18 protein-coding genes and 1 riboswitch are annotated in these 17613 nt (G+C 67.8%); of the genes, 6 read left to right on the forward strand and 12 right to left on the reverse strand.

All coding sequences use genetic code 11. From position 1 onward, the window contains the following. Nucleotides 1–129: 129 nt before the first annotated feature. Together thiD and thiC are read right to left on the reverse strand one after the other, a co-directional pair. Entirely contained in the window at nt 130–1035 is a 906-nt protein-coding gene (thiD, locus tag QC765_RS07500) for a bifunctional hydroxymethylpyrimidine kinase/phosphomethylpyrimidine kinase (protein ID WP_278313815.1), read from the reverse strand. After that, entirely contained in the window at nt 1035–2705 is a 1671-nt protein-coding gene (gene thiC, locus QC765_RS07505; protein ID WP_278313816.1) for a phosphomethylpyrimidine synthase ThiC, read from the reverse strand. Before thiC ends, thiD begins: the two co-directional genes overlap by 1 nt. Further along, nucleotides 2701–2809, reverse strand: a riboswitch (TPP riboswitch). Its footprint overlaps the gene before it by 5 nt. Nucleotides 2810–2957: 148 nt before the next feature. Here thiC and QC765_RS07510 point away from each other — a divergent pair. Next, nucleotides 2958–3293, forward strand: a complete 336-nt coding sequence (locus QC765_RS07510; protein WP_278313817.1) for a GNAT family N-acetyltransferase — start codon at nt 2958–2960, stop codon at nt 3291–3293. Between the two features lie 127 nt (nt 3294–3420). Here the strand turns inward: QC765_RS07510 and QC765_RS07515 are convergent, their stop codons facing one another. After that, nucleotides 3421–4293: an alpha/beta fold hydrolase gene (locus QC765_RS07515; protein ID WP_278313818.1), complete on the reverse strand. Its 873-nt coding sequence runs from the start codon at nt 4291–4293 to the stop codon at nt 3421–3423. Nucleotides 4294–4359: 66 nt separating this feature from the next. Here QC765_RS07515 and QC765_RS07520 point away from each other — a divergent pair, with 66 nt between their 5' ends. After that, nucleotides 4360–4956 carry a TetR/AcrR family transcriptional regulator gene (locus QC765_RS07520; RefSeq protein ID WP_278313819.1) on the forward strand — a complete coding sequence of 199 codons (597 nt, stop codon included), beginning with the start codon at nt 4360–4362 and terminating at the stop codon, nt 4954–4956. A 135-nt stretch (nt 4957–5091) separates the two neighbouring features. On the opposite strand, the gene QC765_RS07525 is transcribed toward QC765_RS07520, so the two are convergent. Together QC765_RS07525 and QC765_RS07530 are read right to left on the reverse strand one after the other, a co-directional pair. After that, nucleotides 5092–5895, reverse strand: a complete 804-nt coding sequence (locus tag QC765_RS07525; protein WP_278313820.1) for an exodeoxyribonuclease III — start codon at nt 5893–5895, stop codon at nt 5092–5094. A 10-nt stretch (nt 5896–5905) separates the two neighbouring features. Then, the gene (locus QC765_RS07530) at nt 5906–6496 is read right to left on the reverse strand and encodes a peptide deformylase (RefSeq protein ID WP_278313821.1); all 591 of its coding nucleotides are present in this window, start codon (nt 6494–6496) and stop codon (nt 5906–5908) included. 226 nt (nt 6497–6722) lie between these two features. Here QC765_RS07530 and napA point away from each other — a divergent pair, with 226 nt between their 5' ends. The 4 genes from napA (at nt 6723) to QC765_RS07550 (ending at nt 9901) form a co-directional block, all read left to right on the forward strand. After that, on the forward strand, nt 6723–7133 hold the full coding sequence (gene napA, locus QC765_RS07535; protein ID WP_278313823.1) for a nucleoid-associated protein NapA: 411 nt from the start codon (nt 6723–6725) through the stop codon (nt 7131–7133). 13 nt (nt 7134–7146) lie between these two features. Further along, nucleotides 7147–7842: a LytR C-terminal domain-containing protein gene (locus QC765_RS07540; protein ID WP_278313824.1), complete on the forward strand. Its 696-nt coding sequence runs from the start codon at nt 7147–7149 to the stop codon at nt 7840–7842. 101 nt (nt 7843–7943) lie between these two features. Continuing rightward, nucleotides 7944–8702 (forward strand): superoxide dismutase[Cu-Zn], encoded by a 759-nt coding sequence (sodC, locus tag QC765_RS07545; protein ID WP_278313825.1) that lies wholly within the window; start codon nt 7944–7946, stop codon nt 8700–8702. Nucleotides 8703–8764: 62 nt separating this feature from the next. Next, nucleotides 8765–9901 carry a glutamate--cysteine ligase gene (locus QC765_RS07550; protein WP_278313826.1) on the forward strand — a complete coding sequence of 379 codons (1137 nt, stop codon included), beginning with the start codon at nt 8765–8767 and terminating at the stop codon, nt 9899–9901. On the opposite strand, the gene mnhG is transcribed toward QC765_RS07550, so the two are convergent. From mnhG to QC765_RS07585, 7 genes are read right to left on the reverse strand one after another with little or no spacing between them, the layout of a single operon-like run. Then, nucleotides 9898–10224, reverse strand: a complete 327-nt coding sequence (gene mnhG / locus QC765_RS07555) for a monovalent cation/H(+) antiporter subunit G (protein ID WP_278313827.1) — start codon at nt 10222–10224, stop codon at nt 9898–9900. The genes QC765_RS07550 and mnhG overlap by 4 nt on opposite strands. Then, a complete protein-coding gene (locus QC765_RS07560; protein ID WP_278313828.1) occupies nt 10221–10532 on the reverse strand; it encodes a monovalent cation/H+ antiporter complex subunit F in 312 nt (103 codons plus the stop codon). The genes mnhG and QC765_RS07560 overlap by 4 nt, the downstream gene beginning before the upstream one ends. Next, the gene (locus QC765_RS07565) at nt 10529–11086 is read right to left on the reverse strand and encodes a Na+/H+ antiporter subunit E (RefSeq protein ID WP_278313829.1); all 558 of its coding nucleotides are present in this window, start codon (nt 11084–11086) and stop codon (nt 10529–10531) included. Before QC765_RS07565 ends, QC765_RS07560 begins: the two co-directional genes overlap by 4 nt. Then, the gene (locus QC765_RS07570) at nt 11083–12744 is read right to left on the reverse strand and encodes a Na+/H+ antiporter subunit D (protein WP_278313830.1); all 1662 of its coding nucleotides are present in this window, start codon (nt 12742–12744) and stop codon (nt 11083–11085) included. The genes QC765_RS07565 and QC765_RS07570 overlap by 4 nt, the downstream gene beginning before the upstream one ends. After that, nucleotides 12741–13247, reverse strand: a complete 507-nt coding sequence (locus tag QC765_RS07575) for a Na(+)/H(+) antiporter subunit C (protein ID WP_278313831.1) — start codon at nt 13245–13247, stop codon at nt 12741–12743. The genes QC765_RS07570 and QC765_RS07575 overlap by 4 nt, the downstream gene beginning before the upstream one ends. Further along, nucleotides 13244–16150 (reverse strand): Na+/H+ antiporter subunit A, encoded by a 2907-nt coding sequence (locus QC765_RS07580; RefSeq protein ID WP_278313852.1) that lies wholly within the window; start codon nt 16148–16150, stop codon nt 13244–13246. Before QC765_RS07580 ends, QC765_RS07575 begins: the two co-directional genes overlap by 4 nt. Nucleotides 16151–16201: 51 nt before the next feature. Further along, a complete protein-coding gene (locus tag QC765_RS07585) occupies nt 16202–17611 on the reverse strand; it encodes a hypothetical protein (RefSeq protein WP_278313832.1) in 1410 nt (469 codons plus the stop codon). Nucleotides 17612–17613 lie beyond the last annotated feature (2 nt).

A 17613-nucleotide genomic window follows, 5' to 3' on the forward strand; every position in this document is an offset into this window, starting at 1 on the left:
GGTTGTCGCACGTCTGGGGGGGTGGGCTCCGGCCTGAGGCCGGAGTGCGCGGCTCGCCCGCGCGGCTCGGCCGCACCGCCCGCCCGCGCTCCAAACGCGATAGAAACCGCTTAGATCCCGGGGCGATTTCTATCGCGTTTGGCGGTTTCCCGTGCTTTTGCGGGGACCGGACCGGGGGCCGCCAGCCGCCAGCTGGCCCAGCCGCCACAGCGGCGAGACGGGTCCATGTCCGCGGCCGAGCGGGTAAGCCGAGCGCAGGCACTCGGTGACCCACCGCTTGGCGTATTCCACGGCGCCGGGCATGTCGCGGCCGTGGGCGAGGGCGCAGGTGATCGCGGCGGCGAGGGTGTCGCCACCACCGTGATCGTGGCCCGTCGGGATCCGCTCCACCGTGTACTCGTGCTCGTCGGTGCCGTTGGTGAGCAGGTCGGTGCTGCTGGGGGATTCGCGCAGGTGCCCGCCCTTGATGAGCGCCCAGCGCGCGCCGAGGTCGAGGAACGCGCGCGCGGCGGCGCGCTGGCTAGCAGCATCGATCACCTCGATGCCCGTGATCAGGCGAACCTCGTCGAGATTGGGCGTGACGACGGTCGCGCGCGGGACGAGCTGCTCCCGCACGGCATCGAGCGCGTCGGCGCGCAGCAACGGGTCACCGTGCATCGACGCAGCCACGGGGTCGATGACGAGCGGGATTGTGTTGTCGGCGCCGATGCCGAGGCGCGCGCACGTCGTGGCCACGGCCTCGATGATCTCGGCGCTCGCTAGCATCCCCGTTTTTGCCGCGAGCACCCCGATGTCGGTGACCACGGATTCGATCTGCGCGGCCACGGTCTCCGGCGGAATCGTGTGCACGCCGGTGACTCCGACCGAGTTCTGCACGGTCACGGCGGTGACGGCGACGCAGCCGTGCACGCCGGTGAGCGCGAACGTGCGCATGTCCGCCTGGATCCCGGCGCCGCCGCCGGAGTCAGAGCCAGCGATGGTGAGTGCCCGCGCCGGAGTGTGGCCCGGCGCGGGCGGGGGGAGCAGCCAGTCCATCAATTCGTGGTGAGCGGCAGGTAGACCTGGTTGCCGTGGTCGGCGAACTCCGCGGACTTCTCGGCCATTCCCTGAGCGAGCACCCGATCGATGTCCTCCTGGGTGTTCATGCCGTTCTGCTCCGCGTACTCGCGCACGTCGGCGGAGATGCGCATCGAGCAGAACTTCGGCCCGCACATCGAGCAGAAGTGGGCAGTCTTGGCGGGCTCGGCGGGAAGCGTCTCGTCGTGGTACTCGCGAGCCGTGTCCGGATCGAGGGAGAGGTTGAACTGGTCGGTCCAGCGGAACTCGAACCGGGCCCGGGAGAGGGCGTCGTCGCGCTCCTGGGCGCGTGGGTGGCCCTTCGCGAGATCGGCGGAGTGGGCTGCGATCTTGTAGGCGATCACGCCTTGCTTGACGTCGTCGCGGTTGGGCAGCCCGAGGTGCTCCTTGGGGGTGACGTAGCACAGCATGGCCGTGCCAGCCTGCGCGATGATCGCGGCCCCGATGGCGGAGGTGATGTGGTCATACGCGGGGGCGATGTCGGTGGCGAGCGGGCCGAGGGTGTAGAACGGTGCTTCCTCGCACAGTTCCTCCTCGAGCCGCACGTTCTCGACGATCTTGTGCATCGGCACGTGGCCGGGCCCCTCGATCATCACCTGCACGCCGTAGGACTTCGCGATCGTCGTCAGCTCGCCGAGGGTGCGTAGTTCCGCGAACTGTGCCTCATCGTTGGCATCCGCGATCGACCCGGGGCGCAGGCCGTCACCGAGGGAGAAAGTGACGTCGTACTCGCGGAAGATCTCGCACAGCTCACGGAAGTGCGTGTACAGGAACGATTCCTGGTGGTGGGCCAGGCACCAGGCCGCCATGATGGAACCGCCGCGCGAGACGATGCCGGTGACGCGCTTGGCGGTCAGCGGGACGTAGCGCAGCAGCACGCCCGCGTGAACGGTCATGTAGTCCACGCCCTGCTCGCACTGCTCGATGATGGTGTCGCGGTAGATCTCCCAGTTGAGCTTCGTCGGGTCGCCCTTGACCTTCTCCAGTGCCTGGTAGATGGGCACGGTGCCGACGGGCACGGGGGAGTTGCGCAGGATCCACTCGCGCGTCTCGTGGATGTTCTTGCCGGTGGAGAGGTCCATGATGGTGTCGGCGCCCCAGCGGGTGGCCCACACCATCTTCTCCACTTCCTCGCCGATGGAGGAGGAGACGGCGCTATTGCCGATGTTGCCGTTGATCTTCACCGAGAACGCCTTGCCAATGATCATCGGCTCGATCTCGGGGTGCTTGTGGTTGGCGCAGATAACCGCGCGGCCGCGTGCCACCTCGTCGCGCACCAGCTCGGGGGAGACGCTCTCGCGGGCAGCGATGAAGCGCATCTCGTCGGTGATGATCCCGGCGCGCGCCCAGGCGAGCTGCGTGGATGCGCCATCGATCGGAGCAGGCTTGGTCCAGCTGTCACGATTGCGGGGCAGGCCCGTCTCGATGTCGATGGTGGCGCTGGTGTCGGTATACGGTCCGGACGTGTCGTACAGGTCGAGGTGCTCGCCATTGGTCAAGTGCACCCGCCGCATGGGGACATGCAGGCCGGGAGCTCCGGGGACCTCGATGTAGATCTTGCTGCTGCCCGAGATGGGGCCCGTGGTGATGGCCTGGTCGGCAGGATTATGGACAGATGAAAGCGTCACGATGGACGTCCCTCCCTACGCCGGCATTACCCGGTCAGGTTCATACGGTCGACAGCCCTAGCTGTCCTCTCAGCCCGCTGGTGCGAGCCCCCGTGGAGATGTGCTGTTCCTGGATGAAGTTGTGGCCCTCACCATAGCGGAGTGGTTGCTGGCGCGCAGGCAGGTGGTGCTGCCGATGGGCGTGCCATCGAGCGAGCGGCAGCGGTCGCGGGCATAGACTGGTGATCCAGGCACGAGCGCGGGAGGAAGACCATGGCGTCGCACGCAGATCAGGCCCAGGACGATCAAGCCCACGGCGATCAGTCGCGGATCGCGGTGATCGACAATCAGTCGCGGTCGCGGTACGAGATCTGGGTCGATGGCGAGTTCGCAGGGCTCGAGGGCTACGAGATCGATGACGACGGCGTGATCACCCTGCTGCACACGATCATCGACGAGGCCTACAGCAAGCAGGGCTATGCGCGAGCGATGGTGCGCGCGATCCTCGACGGGATGCGCGAGCGGCAGCAATCCTTCCGTCCCGTGTGCTCGTACGTGCAGAGTTTCCTCGACCGGTTCCCTGAGTACCGGGATCTCGTCGCGGCGTAGCCTGGCCCCGGCGCCTTCCTGCCCCGGTTCTGCCCCGTCCGAACCCGCGAGTGCGCGCAAAACGACAGGTCCACCGAGAAATCCTGTCGCTTTTCGCACACTCGCGGGGAGCCCAGCCCCGCGCCTTCTAGCGGTCGTGCTTGCGCACGAACTGGAGGATCCGTCCTATGACCTCGGCGGGGCGCTCGTGCAGCACGCCGTGCGCGGCGCCCTGATAGACCTCGACCTCCGCGGATCGGAATGCTCCCAGGGCCCGTGCCACTGCCCGCTCGACGTTGACGAGCAGAGTCTCCGAGCCCAGGATCACCAGCACCGGGGCGGGGATGGAGCGGAGTTGCTCGTCGGTAGGCATCTTGCCCCACGGTAGTTTCGTCCTGAATTTGGCGGCCACTTTGAGCAGGGCCAGCTCCTCCTCGTTGAGGTGCACGCCGGGGGTGAACCACTCGCGGAACTTGCGGAAATTCTCGTCCGTGGGCCGGGCGCCGACCGCGATCATCTTGGCGAGGATCCGCCAACTGACTTTGTCGAGGACGTTGCCAGGCTCGATGAGGGTGAGGCTGGCGAGGCGGCGCGGATCGCGGATGGCGATGGCCGTGGCGTGCCGCCCGCCGTCGGAGTAGCCGACCAGGTGAACGGAGTCGAGCCCGAGTCCCGCGAGCAACTCGTCGAACCAGATCGCGAAGTCCGCTTCGCTGGTGATGGGTGCGGTTTGCACGCTGCGCCCGGCGGTGCCGATCGTATCCAGCGCGTAGACCTCGCGGTCTCGGGCGAGGCCTTCGATCGATTGGTGCCAGATCAGGCCGTTGCCGAGTATCGGGTGCAGCAGCACCACCGGGGTGCCGGCGCCCGAGCCGCTGATGCGAACGTGCGTGGGGCCGAAGGAAGTCTCGACCGTGCGCTCGAGGGCGGGCACGGGCCACCATGCCTCGAGGGCGGTGTATGCGTGCAAGTACGCCTCGCGGGACTCATCGTCCTTGAATGCCCCGATCTTCTTGGCCATGCTTGCTCCCTCGCTCGTTGATGGTACGAGCATATCACTTCATTGGTATGGGTGTACCATCAAAAAATGCCAAGACTCGTAGACCACGACGAGCGGCGCCGCGAGATCACTAGCGCGGCGCGGCGGGTGATCGTCCGCGGTGGCCTCTCCGCAGCCACCTTCCAGGCCGTCGCCGCCGAGGCCGGGATCTCGGTTCGCTTGATCCAGTACTACTTCGGCACCAAGCGCGACTTCCTCCTCGCGACCCACAAATCGGTGATAGAAGATGGCGCGGCCCGGTTCGCTGCACGCATGGCCGACTTCGGCGAGGACGTCCCACCGCGCGAGGCCGTCCGTGCGATCGCGACCGAACTGCTGCCGCTCGATGCTGCCCGGCGCGATGACGCCGTCGTCCTCGATGAGTTCTTCGCCGCCAGCCTCACAGGCCAGGACATCGCGATCGGCGATATGACTCCCGCCGCGCGACTGCTCGTCACCGTTGTTGCTGGCCACCTGCAGCGCGCCGGGGCCGGGCACTCCGCCGCAGCGCTCGACGCGGAACTCACCGTCGCTGCCCTCGTTGGCCTCACCAACAGCCTGATCGCAGGGATGATCGACGCGACGGCCGCCGTGCGCCTCGTCGAACGACTGCTCGACCGCACCCCTGGCCTCGCCAAGCCCTAGCAGCTGGCGCCGGGGCCGCTACGTCGCCGCGGCTGTGCGAAAAACGACAGTTCAATCGCGAATTGCTGTCGCTTTTCGCACACTCGCGCCCAGACCCAGCCCAGCCCACCCTGGTCCCGCCAGAGAGCGCGAGAGCTAGCGCGCGATATCCACCACCACGGGCGCGTGGTCGCTCGCTCCCTTGCCCTTGCGCTCGTCACGGTCGATGTGCGCGTCGGTGATCCGCTCGGCAAGAGCGGGGGTTGTGAGCACGTGATCGATGCGCATGCCCTGGCGCTTGGGGAACCGGAGCTGCGTGTAGTCCCAGTAGGTGTAGACGCCGGGGCCCGGGGTCCGGGGACGCACGACGTCCTGGTAGCCAATGTCGGTGAAGCGGGTGAACGCGTCCCGCTCGGGCGCGGAGACGTGCGTGGAGCCCTCGAACTCGGCGATGTCCCAGACGTCCTCGTCGAGCGGGGCGATGTTCCAGTCGCCGGTCAGCGCGATGGTGGCGGAGGGATCGTCGGCGAGCCACTTCTCGGCATCACGGGCGAGCGCGGCGAGCCATTCGAGCTTGTAGGTGTAGTGGGGGTCCTCGAGGGTGCGCCCGTTGGGCACATACAGGCCCCACCAGGTGATCCCGGCGCAGGTCGCGGCGATTGCGCGGGGCTCGACGGATTCAGTGCCCTGCCATTCAGGCTGGCCGGGGAAGCCGATCTGGACGTCATCGAGTCCGATGCGCGAGAGGATCGCGACACCGTTCCATTGGTTGGCGCCGTGGTGCGCGACCTCGTAGCCCAGCTCGGTGAATCGCTCGGCGGGGAACTGGTCGTCGCGGCACTTGGTCTCCTGGATGGCGAGCACATCGGTGCCGCTCTTCTCCAGCCAGGCACAAATGCGGTCGACGCGGGCGCGGGCCGAGTTGACGTTCCAGGTGGCGAAGCGGAGCGAGTCTGTCACTGGGGTTCCCTCAGTCGTCGTGGCCGAATGGGTCGGGTACTTCGCCGGGGGTCCAGGAGAGCCCTGGCACGCCCCAGCCGTTTCGCTTTACGGCCTTCTTCGCGGCGCGCGCGTTGCGGCCGATCAGCTGGTCGATGTAGAGGAAGCCATCGAGGTGCCCCACTTCATGCTGCAGGCAGCGGGCGAACAATCCAGTGCCGGAGATATCCACGGGGTCGCCGTTGACGTCGATGCCGGTGACGCGGGCCCACTCGGCGCGTCCGGTGGCGAATTGCTCGCCCGGCACGGAGAGGCAGCCCTCGAGGTCGTCATCGGGGTCGGGCATGTACTCCGGGATCTCGGAGGTCTCGAGCACGGGGTTGATCACCTCGCCCCGCTTGCGGACGGTCTTGCCCGATTCGTCGGTGACTGGGCAGTCGTAGACGAAGAGGCGCAGGTCCACGCCGATCTGGTTGGCGGCGAGGCCCACGCCGTGGGCGGCATCCATGGTTTCATACATGTCCTGGACCAGTTCAGCGAGCTCCTGCGGGGGTTGCTCGACGATGCGGGTGGGTGTGTGCAGGGCAGGATCGCCGACTACGCGGATCGGATGGATGGCCATGGCTGCACAGATTACCCAGCGATGCCGACAACCTTCGACTCGCCGTGGAGCGTAGCGAAAAACTGACAGCTATCGGTGGTTGAATGTGGGCTACGAAGGCTTGGATCGACATCGGTCCCCCATGTGGTGGCAGCCGGGGTTGCGGCAGGCGTCGCGGGCAACGCGATCGGCTGTGCGCGCCGATGGCAAGCCACTGCTCCGAGGGAATGGTGAGGCGAGGAGCGAGATGGATAGCGCCGCGGCACGCGATGAGCACGCAGGAGCACAAGACGGCAACAACGTTGTGCCGATGCCGGGCCTCATGGGCGATGCTCCCGCGCCGGAGGGCTCGCAGGCAGCAGACGCTCCCGGTCAGGGCAGCGCGTCCGCGCCCGGTGATTCCAGCGGACTGAGCGAGCGTGACCTGGAGGTCCTTGCCTTCGAGCGACAGTGGTGGAAGTACGCCGGGGCGAAGGAGGAAGCGATCAAGAATCTCTTCGGCCTGTCCGCGACCCGGTACTACCAGTTGCTCAACATCCTGCTCGATCGTCCGGAGGCATTGCGCGCTGACCCCATGCTGGTCAAGCGGCTGCGGCGGCTTCGCTCGGGCAGGCAGAAGGCGCGCACCGCGCGCCGGCTGGGCATGAGGTCAACCTAGTGGGGAGAAGCTGATGGGCAACCCGAATCCAGGCACGAGCACGCTGCCGCTGCGGTCGTTCGCGTTCATGCTGCTATCGGCAGCGGTGGTGTTCTTTGTCATCGGTGCGCTCGTGCTGCGGGAGCCCGGTGGAGGCAACGACTCCGCCTCCGCTTCGGCGACCAATGCCGTTGGCTCCTCCGCGGTATCCGAGTCGCGCGATGGCGAAGCTGGCGAAGGCTCCGCACGCAGCGAGGGTGAGGGTGAGGGCCGGGGAGATGTCGGTGCCCAGGCAGCGGCCGATGGCGAGGCACAGCAGGGCAATGGTTCCGGGGCAGGCGACGACGCCGGCAGCGACGATGATGCGAGCACCGGTCCAGATGCTGACGACGCAGAGCCAGCTACTGACGAGGATGACGATGCCCCGGCCACCACGACCGAGCTCGCGCCACCTCCCGCGACGGCTACCCAGGTCCATGTTCTCAACAACAGCACGGTCTCGGGCCTCGCGGCGCGTACCGCCGACACGCTTCGCGGGGCTGGCTGGCAAGTAGGGGACGTTGGCAACTTCAGCGCGACAGCACTGGGCGCGACCACCGTGTTCTATGGCTCCCCGGCGGAACGTGCCCTGGCGGAGGAGATCGCCGCGCAGATCGGAGCGCAAGTTTCAGCACGCACCGGCGCGCTCGCTGGGCAGCCGAGCGGCATAGTCGTCGTCCTCACCGGATAGTTCGCCATCCGGTGCATCGCCGTCCATGGCGTGCCGATATGCTGTGATGTGCGTTGATCGGTCTCGATCCACCTCGTGGTTTGTCCAAAGGAGCTTTAGTGATGGCCTCACCTGCACGGCAGTTCGTTCTCCGGCGGGGTTCCGCCTTGCGCAAGCCTGGTCTCGTTGCCGGTGCCCTCGCAGCGGGGGCGCTCGTGCTCAGTGGCTGCGCGGCACCGTTCGAGGCGCCGAGCGACAGCAACGAGGAGTACACCGCGCCTCCGGTCTGGACGGGCGCTCCTGCTCCCGCGGGCCACGGCGAGGACGACGACCACTCCGACGAGACCTCGGAGGGCGACTCCAGCGGCCCCTCCCGCACGGTTCGCGCCACGCTGAACAATGCCGAAGGCGCCTCCGTGGGCACCGTCACCATCAGCGAGAGCGCTGACCATCTCGAGATCCATGCCACGGTCGATGCTGATCCCGAGGTCCTCTCGCCCGGTTTCAAGGGCATGCACATCCACGAGATCGGTGAGTGCGAGCCGGAGAGCCAGGCACCCGACGGCGAGAACACTGGCGATTTCCTGTCCGCCGGCGGGCACCTGCAGCTCGAGGGCGCGACCCACAGTGGCACCGGCATGAGCGGCGACCTCATCTCTCTGTACGTCCTCGAGGACGGCTCGGGCGAGGTTGTCACGCTCACCGACCGCGTCACCATCGACGATCTCCTGATCGGTGATGGCACGTCGATCATGATCCATGAGGGGCCCGACAACTTCGGCAACATCCCCGATCGCTACACCGATGGGGCTGGCCCCGATGAGCAGACTCGCAACACCGGTGACGCGGGCAGCCGGGTTGCCTGCGGCGTCATCGAGTAGCGAGACCTAGCACGACGGCCGCTGCCCTGCACGGGGCAGCGGCCTTGTGGTTCCATTCAGGGGTGGAACTCCGCTTCGCTGGATCGCCCCGCCCCACCCTCGGGGTCGAGTGGGAGCTCGCGCTCGTCGACCGCCGTAGCCGGGACCTCGCCAACCAGGCCGAGGACGTGTTCGAGCTGCTCGAGGCCCAGCATGGCATCATGCCCGGCACCCGCGTGCACAAGGAATTCCTGTGCAACACCGTCGAGATCGTCACGGGCATCTGCGACACCACGGCGCAAGCAATGGCCGAGATCAGCGACACCCTCACGGTGATGCACACCGTGGGCGACCAGCTTGGTCTCGATTTCTTCAGCGCGGGCACCCATCCGTTCGCGCAGTGGACCGACCACATGCTGACCGACAAGCCGCAATACCGGGAGATCATCAACCGCAGCCAGTACTGGGGCCGCCAGATGCTGATCTGGGGCGTGCACGTCCACGTCGGGGTCTCCCACCCGGACAAGGTGTTCCCCATCCTCAACGCCCTGCTGATGAAGTATCCGCACGTGCTCGCGCTGTCCGGGTCCTCGCCGATGTGGGATGGCCAGGACACCGGCTACGCCAGCACCCGGGCCCTGCTGTTCCAGCAACTGCCCACCGCGGGACTGCCCTTCCAGTTCGAGACGTGGCAGCAGTTCGAGCAGTTCACCGCGGACCAGGTCAAGACAGGGATCATCGAGTCAGTCGGTGGCCTGCACTGGGACATCCGGCCCAACCCGGGCCTCGGCACGATCGAGATCCGCGTCTGCGACGGCACGCCCACCCTTCGGGAGCTCGCCGCGCTCGTGGCGCTGATGCACTGCCTCGTGGTCGATCTCGATGAGCGGCTCACCGCGGGGGAGCAGTTGCCGTCCATGCCGCCCTGGCTGGTGCAGGAGAACAAGTGGCGCGCGGCGCGCTACGGGCTCGACGCCGAGATCATCACCGACGACGCCTGCACCGAGAGGCTCGTCACCGAGGAGATCAGCACCATGCTCGAGCAGCTCGCTCCGGTGGCGGCGCGGCTGCATTGCAGCAGCGAGCTAGCCTCCGTGGCCGACATTCCCCGGATCGGCGCGTCCTATCAGCGCCAGCGTGCCGCGGCGCGGACTGGGGGCATGAAGGCAGTGGTGGATCAGCTCGTCGCGGACCTGCGAGGGAGCGCCGCCACCACCTAGTCGTCGCGGTTGGGCTCCATCTGGTCGATCGTCATCAGATCGCGCCGGTACAGGCCCTCCCGGTGCGCGAGCCGTCCCACACGATGTCCAACAACGGGAACGGTGAGGCATGCGAAGAAGATCGCGAGCACGAGCATCCCGGCCTCGCGCATGCCCCAGCTGGCGATGGCCGCGGCGGCGAGGGTGAGGATCAAGCTCACGATCTGTGGCTTGGTGGCGGCATGCATGCGGGTGAGCGTGTCGGGGAATCGGACAATGCCGATAGCAGCGACGAGCCCGAGGGCTGATCCGGCGAGCGCGAGCACCCCAGCGAGGATCATCATGAGCCTGCCTCCTCCGTCGTGGTTTCCACAGGTGGGACAGGCTGCTCGGTCTTGTGGTCGGGCACGCGGTAGCGGGTCACCGAGATCGACCCCACGAATCCGAGCAGGGCGAGGACCACGATCGCGGGAACGATCGTGGTGTCCCGCGTATAGATCGTCCAGACTCCCAGCCCGCAGATCATCAGGGCGACGAGCATGTCGACCGCGGCGAGCCGGTCGAGGCTGTTGGGGCCGCGGACGAGCCGGTAGGTGGAGATCAGCGTGGCAAGGACGATCATGGTGCCGCTGAGTCCGAGCAGCAGGGTCATTGGTGCCGCCTCCCTCGGGCCGTGACTCCATCGGGAATGGCCTCGTGCCGTTCATCGGGACGCTCGAAGGCGCGCACGAACCATTTCTCCAGCAGGTCGGTGTCCCGGTGGAACTTGGTGATGGCCTTCTTGTCGCGGGCATCGAGGACGTGCACGAATACCACGCGCTGCACCTTGTCGACCTGCAGGACGAGACTGCCGGGCGTGAGGCTGATCGCATCAACGAGCAGGGTCAGCACGAGATCGGACTTGATGTCCACGCGCCGCTTGAGGATCGCGCTGCGGGGCGAGGTCCCAGGCTTGACCACCAGCCACGACACCTCGATGGTGGCACGGGCGAGCAAGCCCGCGACGACCAGGTTGAGGATGACGAACGAGATGGGGTGGAAGGTGCCACCGATGGGGATGCGGGGCAGTGGCAGGAGAAAGGTGATGCCCAGCCCGACAATGATGCCGGCGAGGATCGTGCCAGGCGAGGGGTCTCCCCAGAGGAGCACCCAGATCGTGGCGAGCCAGGCGACGGCGGCGAACTGCCGGAGCACGGTGCGTGTCATCGATCGCTCCCTGGGACGGGGGAGCCGCTGATCGGCTCGGTGGGCAGATCGAGTGCCGGTTGATCCTCGCCCAGGACGGTGCTGATGTAGTCGGTGCCGCCGCGCAGGTTCGCCGCGGTGCGGGAGGTGAACTCCACGAACGGCCCGGCAAGCACCGTCAGTATCAAGCCCATCACGATCAGCCCGATCGTGGGCAGCACCATGAGGACGGGCATCCGGCCCACATCCTCGCGATCGGTGAGCTTGATATCGAACGAGTCCTCGATCATCACGGTCGGGGTCGACGCGACGAGGTGGCCCTCGGGGGCATCCTCGCGCTCCCGCCAGAACGCCTTGGTCCAGATGCGCGCCACGACGTAGAGGGTGAGCAGGCTCGTGATGACGCTGCCCGCCACGAGCATCCAGGCGAGGAAGCTCGCATCGTCCGCGCCGGCCTGCAGCAGTGCCACCTTGCCGATGAAGCCACTGAATGGCGGGATGCCGCCGAGGTTGAACGCGGGAACGAGGAAGATCACCGCGAGCAGCGGGCTCGCCTTGGCGAGGCCTCCTAGCCGCCGCAGCGAGGAGGAGCCGGCCTGGCGCTCGATGAGCCCGACGATGAGGAACAGGGTGGTCTGCACGATGATGTGGTGCGCCGCGTAGTAGATCGCCCCGGAGAGCCCGAGCGTGGACGACAGCGCGATGCCAAACACCATGTAGCCGATATGGCTGACGAGGGTGAAGGAAAGCAAGCGCTTGATATCGGACTGCGCGATGGCGCCGAGGATCCCGACGATCATGGTGATGAGCGCGGCGACGAGCAGGATCTTGTCGAGCAGGCCGCTGGGGAAGATCAGCGTGTGGGTGCGGATGATCGCGTAGATGCCCACCTTGGTGAGCAGTCCGGCAAAGACCGCGGTGACGGGTGCGGGGGCAGTGGGGTAGGAGTCGGGCAGCCAGCCGGAGAGGGGGAAGATGGCGGCCTTGATGCCGAACGCCACGAGCAGCACGGAGAAGATCGCGGTGCGGGTGCCCTCGGGCACGTCCTGCATGCGGACCGCGATGTGCGCGAGGTTGAGCGTGCCCACGGCGGCGTAGGTGAAGGCGATGCCAAGCAGGAAGATGATCGACGACACCATCGAGACGAGCACGTAGGTGATTCCCGCTCGGACCCGCTCCTTGCTGACCCCAATGGTCAGGAGCACGAAGCTCGCGACGAGGAGGATCTCGAAGCCGACGAACAGGTTGAACAGGTCGCCGGCGAGGAAGGCATTGCTCACGCCCGCGGTCAGCGCCAGGTAGGTGGGCACGAAGATCGAGACGGGTTGCTGGTGGTTGCCGTCGCGGATGCCCTGGCCGACGGCGTAGACAAGCACGGCGAGCAGCACGGAGGAGGAGATCAGCAGCATCAGCGCCGAGAGCCGGTCCGCGACGAGAGTGATACCGATCGGCGCGTCCCAGCCGCCGACCTGGACCGCATGGGTGCCGTGGACGTCCGTCAGGTACATCAGCATCGCCGCGATGAGGAACACCGCGGAAAGCACCGCGAGGGTGATGTAGCGCTGCACCCGGTAGTGGCGGCCGAAGAACAGCGATGCCGCCGCGCCGAGCAGGGGCAGCAGCACCGGCAGCGGCAGCAGGATGCTCGCGAGCTCAGTGGAGAGGAGGTCCGTGCTCATTCGCGATCGCCTCCCTTGTCGCTGCTGCCGAAGTCGGACTTGTCGAAGTCGGTGTCCGAGCCATCCACCGGCGGCCCGTGCGGGCCCTCGGGCGGAACCGGTGGCGGGGGCTTCGGCAGCTCGTAGTCGGGAGCCTCCGCGCGCGTGCGGCGGGGCAGCTTCTTGTCCTCGTCGTCGTCATCGACCTCCTCGCGGGTCTGCAAGGTGAACGAGCGATAGATCAGCGCGATCACGAATGCCGACAGGCCCATGCTGATGACGATGGCGGTCAGGATCAGCGCCTGCACCAGTGGATCCGCCATCGACGAATGCTCCGCGGAGGTTCGTCCGACGATGGGTGGCCCGCCCGAGCGCCCGCCCATCCCGAGCAGCAGCAGGTTCACGGAGTTGGTGAGAAGCAGCAGGCCGAGCAGCGCCTTGATGATGCTGCGCTCCATCACCAGGTACACGCCGCAGCCGAAGAGGATGCTCGCGATGACGAGCATTCCGATGCTGGTGGTCATTGGCGCTCCACCTCGATCCGTGAATCCAGGCGCGCGCCCAGGCTGCGCAGCACATCGACGACGAGCCCGATCACCAGCAGGTACACGCCGATGTCGAAGAACAGGGCGCTGACCAGCTTGACCTCGCCGAATACCGGAAGATCGAAGTACCACGTCGCGGACGACAGCGCTGGCGCCCCGGCGAGCAGCGAGGACAGCGCGACGATCGTCGCGATGCCGAGACCGACGCCGAGGATGCGTCCAGCATCGACGGGCACCGATTCCCCGAGCTCGTACTTGCCGCCCGCCAGGTAGCGCAGCACCAGCGCGAGGCCTGCGACGAGCCCGCCAGCGAATCCACCGCCGGGAGCGTTGTGGCCGGCGAACAGGAAGTACACCGAAAGCACCATCATCGCGGGGAACAATAGCCGCGTGGTCACCTCGAGCACATAGGAGCGATTGCGCGGATTGCGCAGCTCGCTGCCGCGGAGCCAGACGATCTCGGTGTACTGGAGGTGGCGCCGGGCGGGCATGGCCGCGACGTCGGGCGGCTGCTCCTCGCTGAAGTCCTCGTCCGCGAAGGAATGGTGGTTCTCCCGGTGCGCGGAGGCGGGCGCGTCAGCGATGCGGGGTGCGCTGCCGAACCGGCGGTTGCGGAAGATCAGGCTGGCGATGCCAGTGGCCGCGACGAGCAGCACGCTGATCTCGCCGAGCGTGTCCCAGGCGCGGATATCAACGAGCACCACGTTGACGATGTTGGCGCCGTTGCCCTCCTCGTACGCGAGGTGGGGCAGGTAGCCCGAGACCGGCATCTCGGAGCGGGTGCTCACCGCGAGCAGGCCGACGACAAGCACCAGCAGCCCCGATCCAATGCCGAGCAGCGCGCGGATCGCATGGTGCCCCGCCGCGCGCGTCGGGGGCGGCTCGGCGGGCAGCTTGCGCAGGAGAAGCACGAAGACCACCAGGGTCAGGGTCTCCACGGCGACCTGGGTGAGCGCGAGATCGGGAGCTCCATGCAGCGCGAAGATCGCGGCAGTGCCGTAGCCGGTGACGCCGATGACCAGGATCCCGCTGAGCCTGTTGTTGAGCATGGTCGCGGTGATCGCCGCGATCACCATCGCGAGTCCCACGCCGATCTGCACCGGCGAGCCAAGGTTGCCCTGCGGGGCGATCGCCCAGTCGTTCCAGATGATGAGGGTCAGCGCGGGCAGCCAGATCAGGGTGGCGAGGATCGTCGCCTGGGTGAAAGGCAGCGAGCCGCGCTGGGTGGCACCAGTGACGCGCTGCGCGAGCGTATCGACTACCCGGAGCACCGCATCGTAGGCGCGGTCCGCGTTGCCGAGCGGAGGGTTCTCGAAGCGGAGCCTGCTCACCTGGCGATGCGCGATGAACAGTCCCAGGCCGCCGAGCACTGCTAGCGCGCTGAGCGCGAGTGCTAGCGCCGAGCCGCCGAGCTTCGGCTTGCTGCCCTCCTCGCCGACCGGGAACTGGTCGATGTAGGGCAGCATCCCGCTGACCAGTGCGGTGGTGGCGAAGCCGGCAACGAGGCCACCCACGGACAGCACGGCGGGGGAGATGGTGAACACGAATCCCGGACGGTCCATCTCGGCGACCGCGGTGCTGGGCTGCCGGTGGTGCTTGCCGGCGAACGCGCCGGAGAGGAACCGCAGGCTGTACGCCGCGGTGAAGACAGATCCGAGCACCACGGCGGCGAGAGTCGCCCAGCGCAGCACCGGCGGCAGCACCTCGGTCTGGGAGATCGCGGTGAACGCGGTCTCCTTGCCGTAGAAGCCGATGAACGGGGGCAGGCCAGCCATGCTCGCGGCGGCGAGGGTGGCGATCGACGCGAGCACGGGCGCCCGCCTGCCGAGCCCCCACAGCTTTCGCACGTCCCGGGTGCCGGTGCAGCGGTCGATGATGCCGACGACGAGGAACAAGGTGCCCTTGAACAGGGCGTGAGCGATGACGAGCGCGATCGCGGCGAGCGCGGCATGGCGGGTGCCCAGGCCCGCGAGCACCATGAGGAACCCGAGCTGGCTCACGGTGCCGAACGCGAGGATCAGCTTCAGGTCGAACTCGCGCAGGGCGCGCCAGCCCGCGATCACCATCGACAGGGCGCCGAGGGTGATGATCAGCGGTCGCCAGGTGGACGAATCCGCGAACGCCGGGGCGAGGAGCGCCGTGAGGAACACCCCGGCCTTCACCATCGCCGCGGCGTGGAGGTAGGCACTGACCGGGGTTGGGGCCGCCATCGCCGCGGGCAACCAGAAGTGCAGGGGGATGATCGCCGATTTCGACAGCGCCCCCACGATGACCAGGACGAGCGCGACGTCCACCAACCGGCCCGAGGGCGGATCAGCGAGCAGGTCCGATAGCAGGTAGCTGCCCGTCAACTGGCCAAGCATGATGATGCCGACGAGCATCGCGAGCCCGCCAAAGGTGGTGACGAGCAACGCCTTCGTCGCGGCGCGGCGGCTCTCCAGCTTCTCCTGCTTGTAGCCCACGAGGAGGAAGGAGAGGACGGTGGTGGCCTCCCAGAAGACGAACAGCAGGAGCATGTTGTTGGAGGTGATGATTCCGAACATGGCGCCGGCGAATGCCACGAAATAGCCCGAGAACGAGCCAAGCCGCACCGCCGAGGCGGGGAAGTAGCGCGCGCAGTACAGCAGCACCAGCGCGCCGACGCCCAGGACGATGCACGCCATGATCGCGGTGAGCCGGTCGAACCATAGGTCGATGCCCAGGCCTAGCTCGGCAGCCCACGGGATCGAGATCCGGTGCGGGCTGGAGAAGCTCGATACCACCCAGCCGAGGCTGGCGAGCGGCACGAGGGCGAGCACGGCAAAGGCGTTCCTGCCCAGGAAGCGAACCAGGACCGGCGCGATGAGGGCGGCAAGCGCATGCGCTACGAGAACCGCGATCAAGGGCAACTCCGTCCGGGTCGTGGGCATGAGGGCCCTGGGCGGATACCTCGTCTAGTCTAGGGGCTCAACGGGCTTCGCGCCGGTCCATCGCATAGTGCCATATGCGATGCCCAGGATCCCCGCGCCACAGAGACCGACCACGCTGACCGCGATGATGCCGCCACTGCTGCCCGGGATGACCTGGAACCACAACGCGGGCACGTCTGACGCGGAACGCACCGCGGCCGAGGGGATCGCCCCCTGGAACAGGGGCTGGGCGACCAGGGCGACGATGGTCAGCGACATGAGCGGCGAGAGGACCGCCAGCGCGATCCCGGACGGGCCAGCGCCGGGCAGCGCCGAGCCGAGCGCCAGCCCGGCCCCGGCCGCGATCAGGAGCAACTGGCCCACGATGATGATTCCCGATCCACCGGCGATGACGCCGATCACCGGGACCGCAGCGAGGATCAAGAGCCCGTTGAGGACGTGATAGCTACTGTGCCGCAGCACCGCGCCGAGCCCGAGGCTCGCGAGCAGCACGAGCACCACCGGAACCGCCCAAGGCGTGCCGATGCGGGGCACCTGGCTGATCACCGGTGCCGCGGCCGCGGTGAACGCCACCATCACCAGCAGCGCAGCGCCCGCCCACGGGCTGCTGGTGAGCGCCAGGCGCAGCGCTACCAGCCAATGCGCCAGCATCAGGACCGCCACTGCCGCGGTCGCGGCAGCGAACCTCGCCAGCGTTGGCCAGCCGAGCGAGGCCTCAGCGACCAGCGCGATCGCGGCGATCTGCGCGGCACCGAGCCCGCCTGCCAGCATCAGCAGCTCGCGCAGCCGTGGCGCCATGAGCACGTGGCTCGACCCAGTCGGCAAGGGCGAGTCGAGGACCACTCCGGCCGTGACCGATGCCATGCCCAGCGCGAGCAGCATCCACGTCACGGAGGTCGCTACCGTGCCTGCCGCGACCAGCTGACCATTGAGGTAAATGCCCGAGGCGGCCCCCGAGATGAAGCCGGACAACAGGATCGGGGCGAGCACGCCGGCGGTCGCGGCCAGCGCGGGCGCAGCGCTGCGGAACGACCAGGAGCGCGAGAGCACGGCACCGATCACCACCCCGGCCAGCGCCGCGGTGGCGGCACGGAGGCCCAGGTACGCCCCGGCTCCCAGCGGGGCGCTGTAACCGTCGGCGTTGAAGAACCACAGCACCACGATGCATGCCAGCAGTGATCCGCCCGCGATCAGCCAGGTGCGGGAGGAGCGGCCTAGCCGCGCGGCCGCCCACACCGCCGCCAGCACGGAGCACACGAGAGCGATCGGTTCCCCGACGGCGACGGCCTCGCCCGCGCGGGCGTACTCGCGGGCGTCGAGGGCGATCGGCAGCGCTCCCACGAGCACCGAGGTGGCCGCGGCTGGCACAAGGAACCCGATCGTGGTGGCGAGCAGGAGCTCGAGGCGGGGACGGGCCGTCGATATCGTCGTCATCG

The organism is Hoyosella levis (assembly GCF_026008515.1).
Taxonomy (GTDB): Bacteria; Actinomycetota; Actinomycetes; order Mycobacteriales; family Mycobacteriaceae; genus Lolliginicoccus; species Lolliginicoccus levis.